The following is a 15,913-nucleotide window of genomic DNA, read 5'->3' on the forward strand; positions in this document are numbered from 1 at the left end:
TCCCAGATTGCAATGCTATTTGCCAAACCTGAGTTTGTCTCTGTCTAAAACCGTAGCCGGCATATGCGATGCTCTAATTGCCTTATGAAGGCTCGCTGGCCAATTGATCATAAGCCAAAACCGTGTCTTTGATATTACCCTGTTGCTGGACGAAGGCCCGGGGAGTTTGCCGGTAGGATAATACGTTAAGATCTAAAATGGCCTCGGCGATAGAAAAGGGTTTTTCCGGCGGTACCAGGACACTGCTTTGGCGGCAAACCACCTCGCTGCTGCCGCCGACGTTCGTGATCACCGAGGGGATGTTGCAGGCCTGGGCTTCAAGGGGACTTAGCGGCATGCCTTCAAAGCGGGACGGCAGGCAAAAAACATCCAGTGCCTGATAAAAGCTGGGCATATCGTCAACGACACCGAGAAAATGTACCCGCTTGCCCAATCCTGCCTGCCTGACCTGGTGTTTCAGGGCGCTTTTAGCACTGCCGTCACCGGCAATGGCCAAATGGTAACTGGGGGGCAGGCATTGTAATGCCTTGATCAAGACATCCTGACCTTTGACCGGCTCTAAACGGGCGGCGCAGCCGATCAAACTGGCTTTTTCCGGCAGCTTGAATTGTCGGCGGGCTTTTTGCCGGTCACCGGGAATAAATTTATCTATGTCTATGCCGTTGGTGATCACCTTAACATCAGATGTTTTCAGGTAGTCGCTGATTTTCACGGCAACGGCTTTGGCATCGGCGACCCAGAGAGGTTTAAGGTAGCTTATCAGGCATTTTTGCAACAAGCGGCGTTTTTTATCGGCGAGGTGCCAGGCATCATGCTCGGTATGGATCAGGGACTTGATGCCGCTAAACCGGCTTGCCAGCCCGCCGTAAAGCAGGGGACCAATATGATGGGTATGGACACTGGTGATCTTATGCCAGGAAAATAACCTCATCAGCACCTTGATCAGTTTGGGCTGAAAGCCGGGTTGCTTGTTGAGAAACACCAGGCGCTCGGCAAAGGGTTTTAATACCGGCCACTTTTCCATGGCCTGCTCCCGGGTGCCTTCAAGGCTAAAGATCAGGGTTTTATGTTTGCTGTGACGCATTAAATCCAGTACCAGGGTTTCTATGCCCCCCGGACACAGGTGTTGTACTATTTGTGCGTTTACTCTTGCCTTGGATGCTTTCATGATATTTCTCCGGCTAAGGACTGGATGTTAAAGGGATCTGTTTCTTGACTGTTTGACAGCTGGGCTGTTAACGGCGGAATGCGGCTTAAAACCGGCACCCCGGTGAGTTGTTCCAGGTTGTCGCGGCGATGGATACAGGTGCTGGCAAGCTCAAGCATAATTGCCGTTGAAATCCCCGTGAACAGGCCGCCGATAACTCCCGCCAGCACAAACACGATTGTCGGCAGGTTCACCGCCGCGTTGGGGGTGTAGGGGCGGTCAATCACCTTAATACGTTTACTTTGTTCGAAAATACTTAGCGCGCCGGTGATATTGGCCATTTCGTGGCGGCTGAGCAGGTCTTCGTACAGGGCTCTTTTGACCCTTAGATCCCGCTCCAGTTTTAAGCGCTCCTGCTCATAGACGCCAAATTTTTCACTGGTGTGCTCTAAATCGCTGATCATGGTTTTAAGCACGGACAATTCTTCCTTCAGATGCTCCAGGCGGCCGCGACCCTGTTGCAGGTTCTCCAGTTGGGTCAGCAGCAAGGGATGGTTATTGCTGTTATCTCCCGAGCTTGCCGCGCTGGCGATATCCCATAATTGTTCCGGTTTCATCCGCTTCGGCGTTTGACTGAGCAGCAACTGGCGCTCGTTTTCCAGGTGCCTTAACTGGCGCTGTTTGGCCTGTACCTTGGAATGATTATCGGTATAGCGGGCTTTGAGCAAGGTCAAATCTCCCCGGTAGCGAATGATTTGCTCTTCCAGGCGGCCTATTACCGGGTTGGTTTTACTCAGTTGCAGCTGCAGTCCGCCGAGGCTTTTTTCTACCCCGGCTTTTTCCGCCTCCAACTCGGCTAATTTTTCCCTGAGTTTCGCCAGCCGGGTGATGCTGCCGGCGTGTAATTCCGGAATGTTTTCGGCATTGAGGTCTTTAAATCTGGCAAGGGCGGCTTCCGACTCGTCCAGTGCCTGGCGGCGCAGTTCGAGGTGGTTGCTTAAGAAAACTACCGAATCTGTCATGCTTGAGCGCTCCGGCGCCAGCAACTGTTCAACGAAATGCTTGCTGACCGATTCAAGGATTTCCTTCATGCCTTCGGGACTCGATGAGCGGTAGTCAATGCGGATCAGATCTTTACCGGACATCATCATGGATAAATTGCCGGAGAGCTTATTGATGACCCTGTCCTGTTCTAACGGCGTGGCATCAACAGGGAACAAGGCCATTTCCGCGGCAACGCTGGACAGGATATGGCGCGAATGCAATAAGGTTTGCAATGAGTCAAGCCTTTCTTTGAGCATGGAGGAGACGGCGAGATCTTCCAAAAAGGGATTCATTTTCGCCGTTTCCTGGATCAACATGCTGGTATGGGCCTGATAGTGCTTAGTGCTGAAACTTGAGATCATTACCCCTAATACCGGCATTACCAGTGCAGGTAAAACAATCACATAGCGCCGGCGCCAGGCGCCGATGAGGATATAAAGCAGGCGGTAGCTGAGATCTGTCATAAGGTATCCACCAGTTCGGAGACCTCATCGGCCCTGGCGGCCCAGGTATCTTTGAGCACGGCATTCTGGCTGGCCCGGGTAACATCCCGGTCCAGGGCCCTTCTCAAGGCCTTAACCATGGCCGGCGCGCTGTGGATGACATCAATCAGCTTGCCGTAGGGTTTCAGGGCGGGAAAGGACGTACTGACCACCGGACGGCCCGCGGCCAGGTATTCGCGCAATTTTAACGGGTTGCAGGCCCTTATTTGGGCATTATCACAAAAGGGCAGCAGGGAAACCGTCCAGTGCTGGCAATAGCCCGGCAGCAGGTGGTGGGCCCTGGGGCCGAGAAAGTGGACATTTTCCAGGCATTGCAGGCGACTGATATCAATATGGATTTCACCTATGAAGACAAAATGCCAGTGACTTAACTGCGAGACCACTTTTTCCAGCAACTCGATATCCAGCCAGGGAGAAATGCTGCCATAAAAGCCGGCAATGGGTCTGCCGTCATCGGGTAAGTCGGCGGCCCGGGGGGCCGAGGTGGCGAATAAATCAAAATCGACGCCATGGGGTAAGGCACGGGTGATCTTTGACGGGAACTTGGTGCTGAGCAGTTCGCTGGCGGTGAGGATGAGTTGTGCCCGCTGTACCAGTTCACTTTCCCTTAAGCTGACGGTATCATGATCGACTCCGGCCAGGGCGGAAAAATCATCGCCGCAATAATAGACCACGGAAGACTCCCCCAGCTTGCCGACAACGTCTACCGCGGTGGGCAGTGAAGTCCATAATACCGGCTCGGTAACCTGATGCAAGGCCATGATTTTTTTCAGTTGACGTACCAGGAAATAAGCACCGATCTTACGTGTCAGCAGATGTCTGGGCGCGGGCAGGGTTTGCGGGTTAACCAGTACAAATTGCTCGCTCGGCAGGCTTTGGGGTTTCGCCTGTTTGTCACAAAAGACAAGTTTGACAAACTTGTGCAGCAAACGCTTAAGGTCTTTGCATTTCAGTTTCGGGTGACGCAGGCCGATGGAGTTTACCCAGATCACTTTGCGCTCCTTGGAAAGGTGGCGGATGATATGTTGGGTACTGCTTGGCAATGCGCCCCAGTCTTCACCAAAAACGATAATATCGCGTTTCATAAGCCTATCCCCTTTTTATCAATAAAAGTTAATGGGTTAAAGTTGATGGATACATGTAAATACTGAGCTAGAGGGTCTTAACAACCACCGCAGGTACGCCCCCGGCCAATACGCCGGGGGGAATGTCCCGGGTGACCACGCTGCCGGCGGCTATGATGCTGCCTTTGCCTATGCGTACCCCGGCCATGACCGAAACCCCGGTGGCGAGCCAGACATCGTCTTCGAGTACGATATCTTTCACCTGGTCTTCGGTATCAGGGGCACCCTGCGCCCGCAGTGCGGCATTAACCGGATGGCCGGGATAACCCGCCAGAAATGCCCGGCCGGCGATGCGGACGTTATTGCCTATGATAATTTTTTTGCCCACGGCGATTGTCGTCATCCAGCCGATATCGCAGTTGTTGCCGATAAACAGGGTCGGGTTTTTGCCTTGCCCGTTTATCTGGCTGCTGCGGCCGCTAAAGGTCGTTTGCGCGCTGATGCGGCAATCATGGCCCAGGCTGATATGCAGCGGCCCCGAGAGGTGAGGTAAGCCGCCATAAAGATAAAGGCCTTTGCCGTAGCGGATCAGCTGGCTTTTAAACAGCGGTGTCCAGTAAAAACAACGCAGTAAAAAAGCCATGGCGCCGCTCAGGCTCTGGTGCAGGAAATAAATCAGCTGGCATAAAAACTTGGGGGTGGGAATTTCAGCGATGCGCAGTTTTTTGAGCAAGCGGCATAATGCTTGTACTGAGGGGTGCTTATTGTGCTTAAGCCATTGTTTACCTGTTTGCAGCAGTAATATGGTCATTGCCGGATACCTCTTATTCAAAAGCAGGAAACACGCTTTATTTGCTGAGCATTAATGCTGGCCGGTTTACAAGTGTGTTTACTGTTTATAACCTTGGTTTATCCTTGTAATAGCATTTAAAGTGCCAGTTATTTATTTCTTAAATTACAATCAGTTATGGGTTTTGTTTTTAAAAGGCTGTGCAAATTGCAGAGTAATTCGCTTAAGTTTTTGCTTTTTGCGAATCAATTTGACGGGCCAGGGCGATGATCAGGGCCGCCTGGATATAGATGGGCCAGGTGAACCCCTGGGTCAGGAAAGTGCCTGAGACTATGGTACCGAGCAAGCCGGCATAAACCGCCTGGGCGCAGGCAAGCATATAGCCGGGGGCCGAGGTTAATGCTGACAGCTGGCGAATATTGTTACTTGCGGTTTTGAATAAAATCACAATCAAGGCAATAAAACAAAACAGGCCTAAAAATCCCGTTTCTGCCAGCACCCCGAACCAGGTGCTGTGTACCGCATGATTCAAGCCGTCCCAGTGGGGGCTGTAATAAAAATAGTTGGCATAGAAATTATCCAGGCCGACCCCGGTAAAAGGATTCTCCAGCGCCATCTTATAGGCGGCTTCCCAGGCATACAGGCGTCCTTTGGCCGACGCATCCAGGCCGGCTTCGCTGCTGCCGCCGGAGGCGCGGTCGGAAATACCGGCAAGGGCATAAATCAAAACGGCGCCTGTGATAGATAAAAGGACAAACAGTAATTTGTTGTGCATGCGCCGGTAAATAAACACGGCAAAAACCGCTAAGATGCCCAGCAGGCCGCCGCGGCTTTGGGTGGCGATCACCGCAAAAAACAGCAGGGGCACACTGACAATGCCCAGCAAGCGTGCGGATCTGGCTATGTTGGGAGTCAGGGCCAAACTCAGGGCGAATGCGGCGGGAAACATCAGCACCAGGGCAAGATCATTGGGATCCCCCAGTACCGATCCCAATGCCCGTCCTATGGTGACCCGGGTTTCTTCCACCAAATCTATGCCGGCGGTTTTATTATAGAGCGCGGTAAGGGCAACTATGCTTCCGGCAACCGTAATGGCCAATGATGCGAAGGAGAAATCTTTTTCGCTGCGGGTCAACCAGGCCAGGGCAAAGGTCATCAGGGCGATTTTCCAATACACTCCCTGAAAATAGGTCAGGGCTACCGGGCGGTTGCTGGCCATGAGTACGCCGATAAAGACCAGCAGGAAAAAAATACTGATACAGGTCAGCTCTTTTCGCCACCATAAGCGGATGTTACCGCTGATACCGATATGCCAGCCTAATGCGGCCAGAGAGGCCAGCGACAGCAGCAGAGGAATTTTCAGGGAGTAAAGGGGCGGAAAGACTTCATGAAGGCGGAAGAAGGAAAAGATCACAAACAGCAGCACCACCTGAAACGGCAGAGCCAGCACCACGACTATGGCAAGTGGCAGCAAGGGCAGCACCAGGGGCACAACCGGGTGGGGCAGGCTCCACCACAAGGCGGCGATAAACAAACACACCGAGCCTGCCAGCAGATATTGATCTTTTTTTATCATAAGCCCTCCGCCGCCGCGTGCGAACCAAAGTTAAGAAAACCGGGGTAAAAACGCCACCGGGGCGGGAAACAGGCGCAAATAGCGGGCAAGGGCACATAAAGTCACCGGCACGGCGACAGCGGCCAGCAAGGGGCTCATGAGCTGAGGCAAGTGCGGGAAAAGTCCCGGGGTTGACAGTAGCATCAGTAAGCACACCAGCGCCATCAGCATTAATTTTTTGCCGGGGTAGGGCAAGGGCAGGTGATATTGGCTAAGCAGGTAATAGAGCAGTGCCTTGCTGATATACGCCAGGTTGAGGGCAAGGATCACCCCCCAAATCGCCAGATAAGGGATGCTGATCAGCATTACGATTGTGCCCAGGGCGGCACTGATAATATTGACCACCAGCTGTCCCCGGGTGGAATGGCCGCTGAAACAGCCGATATTGACCAATTCGGCAATTTCTTTAAAGGTCATTGCCAGCACCAGGGCACAGATATAACCCAGGATCCCCTGATAAGGCTCGGGCAGTAAATAGCGGATCAGCAGCGGGGCAAGATAACACATAAAAACGGCAATGATCATCACCACAGTGATCCCCAGGGCGATATAGTTGGCGACTTTACCGGCGCCGTTTGCCTGTTGCAAGACACTAAACCTGCGCGGCAGCCACCACATGCCAAACGGCTGGATCAGGAACACGGTTGCCAGGGCAAGTTTGGCGGCAACGCCGTAGACGGCGACCTGCTCCACCGTGGTCATTTGCGCCAATAACCAGCGATCGAGTCCCATCAGCATAAAAGCCAGCACCCCGCTGCCGGCAATGGGTAAAGTGTAACTGAGATATTTTCTGACCTGGCAAAGGTTGAGCAGCAATCCGTCGGCATCTTTTTGTATCATAAGCAATACCAGGGCCTGTAGGACCGCGACCAGGGCAGTGGCAAGCAAAACGCCGTTAACGCCCCAGTGCCAGTGTAAAAACAGCAAAGTCAGTCCCGCCTGCGTTAAAGCCCGGGTGGTGGTGAGCATAAAAAATGCCGTGGCCTTGTCCTGAATACGCAGCCAGGCCAGGGGAATGGCGATAATGCCTTCAAGGGCAAATACCGTCCACACCAGGCGCAGCTGGTAGGCCGAGACTTCTGCCGGCAATAAGGCGGCGATTTGCGGTGCAAATAACCAGCCCACGAGCGCGGCAATCACGGCGAGTAAAATAGCCAGGGCCAGGATATTACCGCCGCAGCGTCTTTTGCCGGCTTGTGTGTGTTCATGGGCGCAGAAGCGAAAGAAAGTGCCTTCAAAACCCAGGCCCACCAGGATGCTGCCGATAATAGCGACCGAGGCCAGCAGCTCCAACTGACCAAACTGCTCGGGGGTCAGGTAGCGGGTGGTCAGGGGCAGCATCAGCAGCGAAATCCCTTTCATTAATGCCAGCGACAGGCCGTATAACAGTGCCTGGCTGATTGCCGAGGAGTTCATCCTATGGGATAAGGCCTTTAACATACTTTTTCCAGTGCCGCGTTGTCGGTGGCTGGGGAGCGGGTGATGGCGTCTATCTGCTTTTTGATGCCCTGATATTGCTTCTCTGCCCGGTAAGTTTGGGCAAGCTGCTGGCCTTGCCCGGCAATGCGTTTGAGCAGTGTCATATCCCGGCTGACATGGCGGATCAGGTTGGCCAGCTGCCGGCTGTCTCCCGGCGGATATTTGAAGCAGTTGACATTATGCTCAAGCACCTGATCCCAATAGGCGCCGTCGGCGGGAATAAGCACGCAATGACCGGCGGCCAGGGCTTCGAGGATAGATAAACCGAAGGGCTCACTGATACTGGTTGAAACAAAAATATTGCAGCCGGCGCGAATTTGATCGAGGTTTTTCGGGGCCTGGTGCCAGCTGACTTTCTCTATCGCTTGCGGCGCCGTGGAAATTTCTTGTTTGATGTCTTTGGGTTTAATATAACAAATTTCTGTTTGTGGCCTGTCCTCAAGCGGCAGCGATTTGATCGCCGATAACATAAACTCCAGTCCTTTCCATCTTAAAAGGGAAGCGGCCCAGAAAACTTTAACCTTTTCATAGCGACAAGATGAAGGCCAGCTGGGGCGGGGCAAACCGTTAACAAGCTCCTCAAATGTCCTGCTGCGGATGTGCTCCTGTGCCTTTTGCTCGCCTGTGATGCGCTTTAACGCAGCCAGGATTGAAGCACGGGCGGAGCTGAGATAATAAACTTTTTTCGCTTTGACCAGGCACAGGGCGATGGATTTGGACGGCGCCACAGGGCCGTGGATAAACTGCAATATCGGGTATGGGACCAGGTATTTTGCCAGGTATAAGGCCAGATCTACCCCAGGCCCGGAAGGGGCGATGGCAAGGTCGATTTTGCCATATTTAAGGCGGGCGCCGATCACGCTTATCACCAGCAGCAATTGGCGTATCAGGTAACCCCAGCCCTGTTCGCAGTTGGAAAACCAGGGGAGTTGCCATAAAGGCGAAAAGCGTACTTTTTTGCCGGGCCAGCTTTTGCGATCTTTGCTGATCACCGTATAGCGTATGTTCTCTTGCGCTAGGGTCGCTAAAATATGGTTAGTCGCAATTTTTGAGCCGCCGGCAAAGGGAATGGCATCTAAAATTAAGATATGTTTGGGACGGTTCATGAACGGCTCCTTAACGGCTTGGCTTTAATCGTTGTGCACAGGTGTTTATGGGTCAATTTCCCCAGAGCTTTGAAAAGACTTAACAGCGGTTTAGTGATCACCCAGTGCGAGTACCAGTTAAGCTTGCATTTCGGGTTGGCGATAACCTTAAGGTAACAGGCCTGGATATTGGCAACATAACCGGCGATCAGAAAATTATCCCGGGTGTGTTTTTTCCCGGCCAGGCCCAGGGTTAACCTCAGGGTCGGATCCCGGTAGAGCTGGATAATTTTCTCCGCCATGATTTGCGGGTCTTGTGGCGGGATCAACAGCCCGGTTTGTTTATGGCGAATGACAAAAGGAATGCCGCCCACAGCGGGAGCGATAACCGGTAAGGCGTTAAGGCCGGCTTCGGCCAGCACCAGGCCAAAGGCTTCTTCACGGGCCCCGGAAACAAAGATATCTATGCCGCCCTTTAATAACGACGGCAGATCCTGGCGCTCCCCCAGTAAAAAGACGTCTTTTTCCAGTCCCAGTTGCTTTATCCATGCGCTCAGGTTGGCCTGCTCGCTGCCGCCGCCGGCAATGATGAGCTTAACCGGCACCCCGGATTTTTTTACCAGATCTGCTGCTGCGATCACTATGTCCATGCCTTTTCGCTTGATCAGTGAACCGGTGGAAAAGAGCAGGAAATCCTTTTTATCCAGTTTGAGCATAGTGCGCAGATCTACGGCCCTAGCGCGGTTGAATTTTTGTCCGTCAATCCCGTTGGCAACCGTGACCACGCGATTTTCCGGCATGCCGATATCGGTCACTTGTTTGGCAACCGGCGGGCTGACGGCAATGACTTTTGATACCTGACACAGTCCCAAAGTGAGTCTGTCCCTAAGGGGATAGCGGCTGTGCAGGTGGGCGACCAGCGGCAGATGCCGGCTTCTGGCAACTAAATTAAGCCATTGACACGGGGCGCCGCTGTTGCTGTGGATAAGGCGGATATTGTAATGATCCACCAGGGTTTTTCCCCTTTTGACCAGGCGCATAAAGCCATTGACATCAAAAAACGGCGCTTTCCAGCCGAATAATAACGGGAAAGGTTCACAAATGGCCTCTATCTTTAAGGCCTGTACCGCCTGATACATACGCTGGCTATTGCACCAGACCACGGGAAAGAACTTATCGCGGTTCAGGAACGTCAAGAGATCGAGCAGGCATTGCTCGCTGCCGCGGATCCACTCGTCGCCGTAATGGACAAATAATACCGGACATTGCTTGACGGGGATGACCGTTTCGTTTTTGCGGGGATTCTCACACTTGCCTTGTTGCATCTTGCTACCACCTTATGCCGGATGTTGAGCCTTTCGTGATTAAGAGCAAAGGCCAGGCCAAAAATAAAACTGTTATTTTTCATGTGGTTGTTTTTCTTGTTATTGAAGTTATTGCAAGTTGCAAAGCATTTATCGCAATTTGCATAAGTGTTTCGCCTGGATTGACTCATGGTAAATATCCAGCAGGCGTGGCAGGACAGCATGGTTGCTGAATTTTTCCAGGACAGTATTTCTGGCTTGCCGGCATATCTGCCTGCGTGTGAGGCTATCGCAGCTGAGATAGCTGAATAAGGCGTTGCTTAAGCCGGTAAAATGCTCTGGCGGGATCAAGTAGCCGTTATCATTTGTGATCAGTTTGTCCAGGGAGCCGACCCGGTAGGCCAGGACGGGAATGCTGTTGGACATTGCTTCCAGCGCTGACATAGGTAAACCTTCGAATCTTGATGGCATGATCAATAACCTGATCTTGGGCCATATTTCGGACATGCTCTCTTTGGCGCCGTGAAAGATAACATTGTCGGTGGCGAGCGCTTTTAGCTCCCTTTCCATAGGGCCGGAGCCATAGAGGTGAAACTTGTGGCCGCGGTAAAAACGGGCCAGGCGAATAAAGCTATCCGGACCTTTTTCATGGCTGAGGCGGCCGACAAAAGCCAATTGTTGCCCGGTGTTTTCCCTCTGCTTGCTAACGGTGACGAAATTATTGAGGACCCGGGCTTTTGCCGGCAAGGTCTTTTTGATCGGTTCGCTCACGGCAATAAGTGACTGGCATAACACTGAGCTTTGCCGGTCAAGAAAATGATAAAAGGCCAGCCTGCCGCTCAGTTTTTCACCGGCATGGAAGCTGCTGACTACGGGCAAGCGGTTCAATAAGGCGGTAAAGCGCCCCAGCAATCCCGCTTTGTAACCATGGGTATGGAGCAGCAAGGGTCTTTCCCGGATCGCCAGGGAAAGTAACGAGCACCAGCCGTGTGCCAGGCAGGTAAAGGGGATATTGGCCTGTGTCAGGCGGGATTTGAGGGCATGCTCGCCATAATCGGCCAGAAAGATCACTTTTACCTTGAGTTCCTGCGCGGCAAGGGCCGATGCTAGTTGCAATACATGGCTTTCGATGCCGCCGAAATGGCGGCTGTCGAGCAGCAGCCAGATGGCGGACCGGGGTCTGGATAATTTGCCTGCAAGGCTGTTATTGGCGTACATAAGCGGGCCTTTTTTCGGATAGCGGGTAAGCATAAGCAGGCAAATTTGAGACCAGAATATTATTTGTTATATTTCAATTGATTAACCTGTTGCTTGATGTCGCAGGCAATGATTTATTGGTAATATTTGCAAAATGCAATGCAGGATAGGGCGGTATGGGCTGAGCGCAAAAAACGGATGCCGATAGCGCTAAAAGGGAGCAAACGAATACAGGTAAAATGAAGACAAGTTAAAACTAAGGCAAGTCAAAACTAAGGGGCGGTTGCTGCCGGACAGCTTGCCGGCGGCTCTATGGCGGGGTTGTCCTGATCCGGTATCGGCAAATAGATGGTAAAACAAGTACCGTCACCGGGTTTAGAATTGACTTCGATGCGGCCCTTGTGCTGTAAAATAATGTCATGACTGATGGACAGGCCCAAGCCTGTGCCCTGGCCAACGGCTTTGGAGGTATAAAAGGGGTTAAAGATCTGGTTGATATTTTCCGGTTTGATGCCGCATCCGGTATCCCTGATTTCGATAACAATATTCTGGTTAAGCTCATAGGTACGGATAAAAATCTCCCCCTTATCTGTTATCGCCTGGCCGGCATTGATCAGCAGGTTCATAAATACCTGGTTGAGTTTTCCCGGATAGCCTGGAATTTGTGGCAGCCGTCCGAATTCCTGATGCAATTGGCAATGATATTTTAATTCGTTCCAGGCCATGGTAATGGTGGCCTTGATCCCCTCGTTGATATCACACAGGCTTTTTTGCGGCTGGTCGACCCGGGCAAAGGTTTTCAGGCTGTCGATAATGGCAATAACCCGTTCGACCCCGGTTAATGAACTTTGCAGCAAGGGGGCAATATCGCTAAAGATATAGTCGAGATCATATTTTTCTGCCAGCAGGCTCAGGTTTTGTTTTTGCCGTTCGTCGGTTGGATGTGCGGTGATTTCTTGATGATAGGCCTTCAGGCTTTGCGCATAGTCCTGTAAGACATCAAGGTTGCTTTTGATAAAACCTACGGGATTATTGATTTCATGGGCGATGCCGGCGGCCAGGGTGCCTAGGCTGGCCATCTTTTCTGCCTGTACCAGCTGGGATTCACTTTGTTTTAACTCTTCTATGGTTTGGGACAGCTGATCGTAACTCTGCCTGAGGGCAACTTCCCTAAGGTTTACCTGGGCGGTCATATGATTGAATTTTTTGAACAGTTCGGAAAACTCCTTGATGCGGAATTCTTCCTTGAGTTTGAGGTAATTGCCTCCTTTATCCAGCTCATCCGTAGCCCTGGCCACCATAAAGACAGGTTTGACCAGGTAGCGGTAGCCATATAAATAGGCGAGTAGGGTGGTCAGGGCGATGGCGACAATGATCAGCAGGCTCAGTTGCAGCACCAGGGTAAAGACTTGTTGGTTCTGCGCTTCATCGTCGACGGTAAAGCGTAGCGACAGTTGTGAAAATGGCCAGGGGATCAACAGGCTGTGCCCTTTAAGCTGTTCACCAAAACGGATCAGGCTTTGTTTATCTTTTAATATTTCAATGGCCAGGCCTTTAAAGCGGGTGTCCGGTGTTTTTTGCGGGTAAATTTCACCCAGGGGCAGCAGGGTGGTTAGCACCCCCTCTATGGTTTGCTGATAGTTTATCGGCACTGCCAGGCACCAGTAATGTCTGCCGTTTATCGTCTCTACCCCGGTATAATGGGGGATTGTTCCCGAAAGCAGGCCAGCGAGCCAGGGGGTTTGTTTAAAATCTACCACCCGGGTGTGATCTGTGGCATGCAAGATATTGCCCTGAAAGTCTAACAGGCTCTGGGGATATTTTTTGCCCAATATTGAAAGATCTGCCATATGATCCTGGATTTTGCCGATATTGGACTCCGGCTGCATCAAGGTTTGTAGCATGATAGGTGTACGTGCCTGTTCGCTGAGCAAGATTTGTCTGTGGCTGAGAAAAAGCAGGAAATTTTTGCTGATGCTGGCGATTTCCCGGTTAATCACTTTATCCTGCTGCTGGCTAAAGGAAGTGACCACATGGCTGACCACTAAGATGCTGGTAAGCAGGGCCAGGGTTAAACAGCTTAAAAAGACAAAGCGGGCCAGGGCATAAGAAATGGAAATATGTTTCATCTTATTGTGCTTTTGCCTCAGTGATTGCCGGTTATTGGTTGTGTCAGCAGGAGCACTTCATTGTTATCGCCGTAATAACCCATGGTATAATCCTGCCGGCCCAGCGCTTCATGGGCATTGGGGCTGTTTTTATCATAAGGTTGAAACGGCCGCCGGTAAGTTTTTAGCAGCCCGGTGACATCCTGTGATAAGTGCTCAAGGGCATAATGTATTGCCTGTCTGTCTTGGTGAGCATCGCCGGTTAATCCCGCCTGACGGATGGCGGCTATCAGTAACCGGGTTAAGTCGTAGCCATGGACAAAGCCCGTTTGTGCCTTGATATCATAGGGGGTTTTGATCCCCGGCAACTTAGCTTTGGCGTTGCTGAGTACCTTTTGTGCAAACGTTGATAATGAGCGGTTCAGAAATGAAAACCGGGTTTGGATAAATTGCAGATCTATCTCTTTGCGCATCTCGGCATTGATGACCTGGGCAAAGTCCCCGCCAGTGATCCCCCAATGGCTGCGGATCGGCAGGCGTGTTTTTTCCGGTAAGTCGATCATCGCCTGAACAAAGGTTTTGCCCTCCGGGGCATTGCCGACAAAAAAGATCACATCTGCGCCGGATGACAGCACATTGCGTAATAACAACCGGGCATGGTTTTTTCCTATGCCCCAGTTAAACCATTCGATGCCGACGGGTTTAATGCCTTTATCGCTCAGGGCACGGGTCATGGTTTTCTCATTTGACCGTCCCCAGCCGGTATCCTCCAGTAACAGATAAGGTTTTTTAAAGCCTTGTTTGAGTGCATACGTGCTGATGGTGTAGCCGGCTTTATAATCGTCAATGGATAGGCGGAAAATCCAGTTTTCTTTGTCTTTGCTCCGGGTGATAGGCCCTGCCGCCGCCCAGGGGTCTAGCAGTAAAATTTGCTGGTTGTTGATATAAGACTGGTTGGCCAGCAGGGGAGGAGAATGCAGGCCGGAAAACACCGCCAGTGCCCGGGGATCGGCTAAAAAGCTCTCCAGGTTGCTTTTGCTGCGCAGCGAGTTACCCTTGTGATCTTTTAACACTAATTCAAAACGATAGTCTTTAATTTTATAATCGCTTTCAGCCAGGGCCAGCATGATCCCCTGCTTGATGGCGTAACCTGCCGCCTTGGTATGGGTGAAATCGGCATCGAGATAGAGTTTGTAAAACCTGCCAGACTCGCTGCTATGGACGGAAAAAAGCAGTGCCGGGATAAAAAAAAGCAGCAGCAAAGTATAAAAGCAAGAGCGATATGGCTTCATAAAAACTTATCCCGGGCTTATTTGGGCCTTATTTTAGCTTGGTATTGTTATATCAACTTGTTACTCAGGGATGCTTTCACCGATCCTTGTATTTATTATAGTAAAAATAAGCGTTTAGTTGCGGTTATCATCAAAGCGGCATTATTTTTTTGTCACCCGGCTATCGATATAGTGTTGGTAATCCGGGATGGTTTTGTCATATGCGCGGTCAAATAACGGCGAATTGACGATAAAGTCGGCACTGGCCTGGTTGCAGGCAACCGGAATATTCCATACTGCCGCCAGTCTTAATAATGCTTTGACATCGGGATCATGGGGCTGGGCTGCCAGGGGATCCCAGAAAAAAATCAGGAGGTCGATTTTTTGCTCCGAGATCAAAGCACCGATTTGCTGATCGCCCCCCAAGGGCCCGCTGATGAGTTTTTCTACCTTAAGTGAGCTTTGCTCTGCCACCAGGTGTCCGCTGGTACCTGTGGCAAAGAGTTTATGCGCGGCCAGTTTCTGTCTGTGCTGCTGGCACCAGCGGATCAGTTCGTCTTTGCGGTTGTCGTGGCCGACCAGGGCAATGGATTTTGTTTTTGCTGCGGTGACGGTTTTATACTGCATCATTTGTCTCCTTCAATAAGGTTTTTAAATCAAGTGCCTGTTAATTTTCAGTGCTGATGGCGAAAAAAGCTCCCCGGGTTAATCTGGTGAGATCTTTGGGGGCGAGTTCAATTTCCAGCCCCCGTTTGCCGCCGCTGACAAACATAGTGGCCAAGGCTTCACAGCTTTTATCTATCACGGTGACCAGGCTTTTTTTCTGCCCAAGCGGGCTGACACCTCCGAGCACATAACCGGTGCTTTTCTCTACCTGCGCCTTGTCTGCCATGGTCACTTTTTTACAAGCGAGTGCCTTGGCCATGGCTTTGAGATCTAATTGCAACATTACGGGGACTATTGCCACAGCCAATTGTTTGTCCTGTGTACTGACTACCAGGGTCTTAAAAATTTTTTCCGGCGCCACCGCCAGTTTCTCCGCCGCTTCCAGGCCAAAAGAAGCCGAGCTTGCTTCATGCTGGTACTGGTGCAGGGTGAAAGCGATTTTATGTTTTTTCGCGCTGTTGACGGCCGGTGTCATGGCAACTCCTAAAACAGGTTAATAACCTGTCTTGTATGGCAAAAGGGAATGAAAATAACGATTAACTGGTGCCGTCACTATGTGTTATTCGGGCAAAAGTTGCAATGGCCTTGCCGCCTTATCTGCTGCCGGGGTAATTTTTTCGGGATAAAAATGAAGAATAAT

13 protein-coding genes are annotated in these 15,913 nt (G+C 51.4%); all 13 read right to left on the reverse strand.

Annotated elements, in window-relative coordinates; all coding sequences use genetic code 11:
- Window positions 1-82: 82 nt before the first annotated feature.
- Window positions 83-1,168, reverse strand: a complete 1,086-nt coding sequence (locus QL234_RS07750) for a glycosyltransferase (protein ID WP_281557257.1) — start codon at window positions 1,166-1,168, stop codon at window positions 83-85.
- Window positions 1,165-2,655 (reverse strand): GNVR domain-containing protein, encoded by a 1,491-nt coding sequence (locus QL234_RS07755; protein ID WP_281557258.1) that lies wholly within the window; start codon window positions 2,653-2,655, stop codon window positions 1,165-1,167. Before QL234_RS07755 ends, QL234_RS07750 begins: the two co-directional genes overlap by 4 nt.
- Window positions 2,652-3,779, reverse strand: a complete 1,128-nt coding sequence (locus tag QL234_RS07760; RefSeq protein ID WP_281557259.1) for a glycosyltransferase — start codon at window positions 3,777-3,779, stop codon at window positions 2,652-2,654. Before QL234_RS07760 ends, QL234_RS07755 begins: the two co-directional genes overlap by 4 nt.
- 67 nt (window positions 3,780-3,846) lie before the next feature.
- Complete coding sequence (locus QL234_RS07765) at window positions 3,847-4,569, reverse strand: acyltransferase (protein WP_281557260.1); 723 nt, start codon at window positions 4,567-4,569, stop codon at window positions 3,847-3,849.
- Window positions 4,570-4,771: 202 nt separating this feature from the next.
- Complete coding sequence (locus QL234_RS07770; RefSeq protein ID WP_281557261.1) at window positions 4,772-6,124, reverse strand: O-antigen ligase family protein; 1,353 nt, start codon at window positions 6,122-6,124, stop codon at window positions 4,772-4,774.
- 30 nt (window positions 6,125-6,154) lie between these two features.
- Window positions 6,155-7,603: an oligosaccharide flippase family protein gene (locus tag QL234_RS07775; protein WP_281557262.1), complete on the reverse strand. Its 1,449-nt coding sequence runs from the start codon at window positions 7,601-7,603 to the stop codon at window positions 6,155-6,157.
- Entirely contained in the window at window positions 7,597-8,748 is a 1,152-nt protein-coding gene (locus tag QL234_RS07780; protein WP_281557263.1) for a glycosyltransferase family 4 protein, read from the reverse strand. Before QL234_RS07780 ends, QL234_RS07775 begins: the two co-directional genes overlap by 7 nt.
- Window positions 8,745-10,052, reverse strand: coding sequence for a glycosyltransferase family 4 protein (locus QL234_RS07785; RefSeq protein WP_281557264.1), 1,308 nt, complete (start codon window positions 10,050-10,052; stop codon window positions 8,745-8,747). Before QL234_RS07785 ends, QL234_RS07780 begins: the two co-directional genes overlap by 4 nt.
- 129 nt (window positions 10,053-10,181) lie before the next feature.
- Window positions 10,182-11,249 carry a glycosyltransferase family 4 protein gene (locus QL234_RS07790; protein ID WP_281557265.1) on the reverse strand — a complete coding sequence of 356 codons (1,068 nt, stop codon included), beginning with the start codon at window positions 11,247-11,249 and terminating at the stop codon, window positions 10,182-10,184.
- Window positions 11,250-11,500: 251 nt separating this feature from the next.
- Window positions 11,501-13,357, reverse strand: coding sequence for an ATP-binding protein (locus QL234_RS07795; protein WP_281557266.1), 1,857 nt, complete (start codon window positions 13,355-13,357; stop codon window positions 11,501-11,503).
- 17 nt (window positions 13,358-13,374) lie between these two features.
- Window positions 13,375-14,628 (reverse strand): ABC transporter substrate-binding protein, encoded by a 1,254-nt coding sequence (locus QL234_RS07800; RefSeq protein WP_281557267.1) that lies wholly within the window; start codon window positions 14,626-14,628, stop codon window positions 13,375-13,377.
- A 141-nt stretch (window positions 14,629-14,769) separates the two neighbouring features.
- Window positions 14,770-15,234 (reverse strand): methylglyoxal synthase, encoded by a 465-nt coding sequence (locus tag QL234_RS07805; RefSeq protein ID WP_281557778.1) that lies wholly within the window; start codon window positions 15,232-15,234, stop codon window positions 14,770-14,772.
- 40 nt (window positions 15,235-15,274) lie between these two features.
- Window positions 15,275-15,748, reverse strand: a complete 474-nt coding sequence (gene ybaK / locus QL234_RS07810) for a Cys-tRNA(Pro) deacylase (protein ID WP_281557268.1) — start codon at window positions 15,746-15,748, stop codon at window positions 15,275-15,277.
- Window positions 15,749-15,913: the final 165 nt, after the last annotated feature.

Origin of the sequence: Thalassomonas sp. RHCl1 (assembly GCF_947387555.1) — a bacterium.
Lineage (GTDB): Bacteria > Pseudomonadota > Gammaproteobacteria > Enterobacterales > Alteromonadaceae > Thalassomonas.

What these genes read in the sequence shown, in the direction of transcription:
- QL234_RS07800 (WP_281557267.1), bottom strand. Translation starts at nt 14,628, where the DNA reads ATGAAGCCATATCGCTCTTGCTTTTATACTTTGCTGCTGCTTTTTTTT.
- QL234_RS07790 (WP_281557265.1), bottom strand. Translation starts at nt 11,249, where the DNA reads ATGTACGCCAATAACAGCCTTGCAGGCAAATTATCCAGACCCCGGTCC.
- QL234_RS07780 (WP_281557263.1), bottom strand. Translation starts at nt 8,748, where the DNA reads ATGAACCGTCCCAAACATATCTTAATTTTAGATGCCATTCCCTTTGCC.
- QL234_RS07805 (WP_281557778.1), bottom strand. Translation starts at nt 15,234, where the DNA reads ATGCAGTATAAAACCGTCACCGCAGCAAAAACAAAATCCATTGCCCTG.
- QL234_RS07775 (WP_281557262.1), bottom strand. Translation starts at nt 7,603, where the DNA reads ATGTTAAAGGCCTTATCCCATAGGATGAACTCCTCGGCAATCAGCCAG.
- QL234_RS07760 (WP_281557259.1), bottom strand. Translation starts at nt 3,779, where the DNA reads ATGAAACGCGATATTATCGTTTTTGGTGAAGACTGGGGCGCATTGCCA.
- QL234_RS07765 (WP_281557260.1), bottom strand. Translation starts at nt 4,569, where the DNA reads ATGACCATATTACTGCTGCAAACAGGTAAACAATGGCTTAAGCACAAT.
- QL234_RS07795 (WP_281557266.1), bottom strand. Translation starts at nt 13,357, where the DNA reads ATGAAACATATTTCCATTTCTTATGCCCTGGCCCGCTTTGTCTTTTTA.
- QL234_RS07750 (WP_281557257.1), bottom strand. Translation starts at nt 1,168, where the DNA reads ATGAAAGCATCCAAGGCAAGAGTAAACGCACAAATAGTACAACACCTG.
- QL234_RS07755 (WP_281557258.1), bottom strand. Translation starts at nt 2,655, where the DNA reads ATGACAGATCTCAGCTACCGCCTGCTTTATATCCTCATCGGCGCCTGG.
- QL234_RS07785 (WP_281557264.1), bottom strand. Translation starts at nt 10,052, where the DNA reads ATGCAACAAGGCAAGTGTGAGAATCCCCGCAAAAACGAAACGGTCATC.
- ybaK (WP_281557268.1), bottom strand. Translation starts at nt 15,748, where the DNA reads ATGACACCGGCCGTCAACAGCGCGAAAAAACATAAAATCGCTTTCACC.
- QL234_RS07770 (WP_281557261.1), bottom strand. Translation starts at nt 6,124, where the DNA reads ATGATAAAAAAAGATCAATATCTGCTGGCAGGCTCGGTGTGTTTGTTT.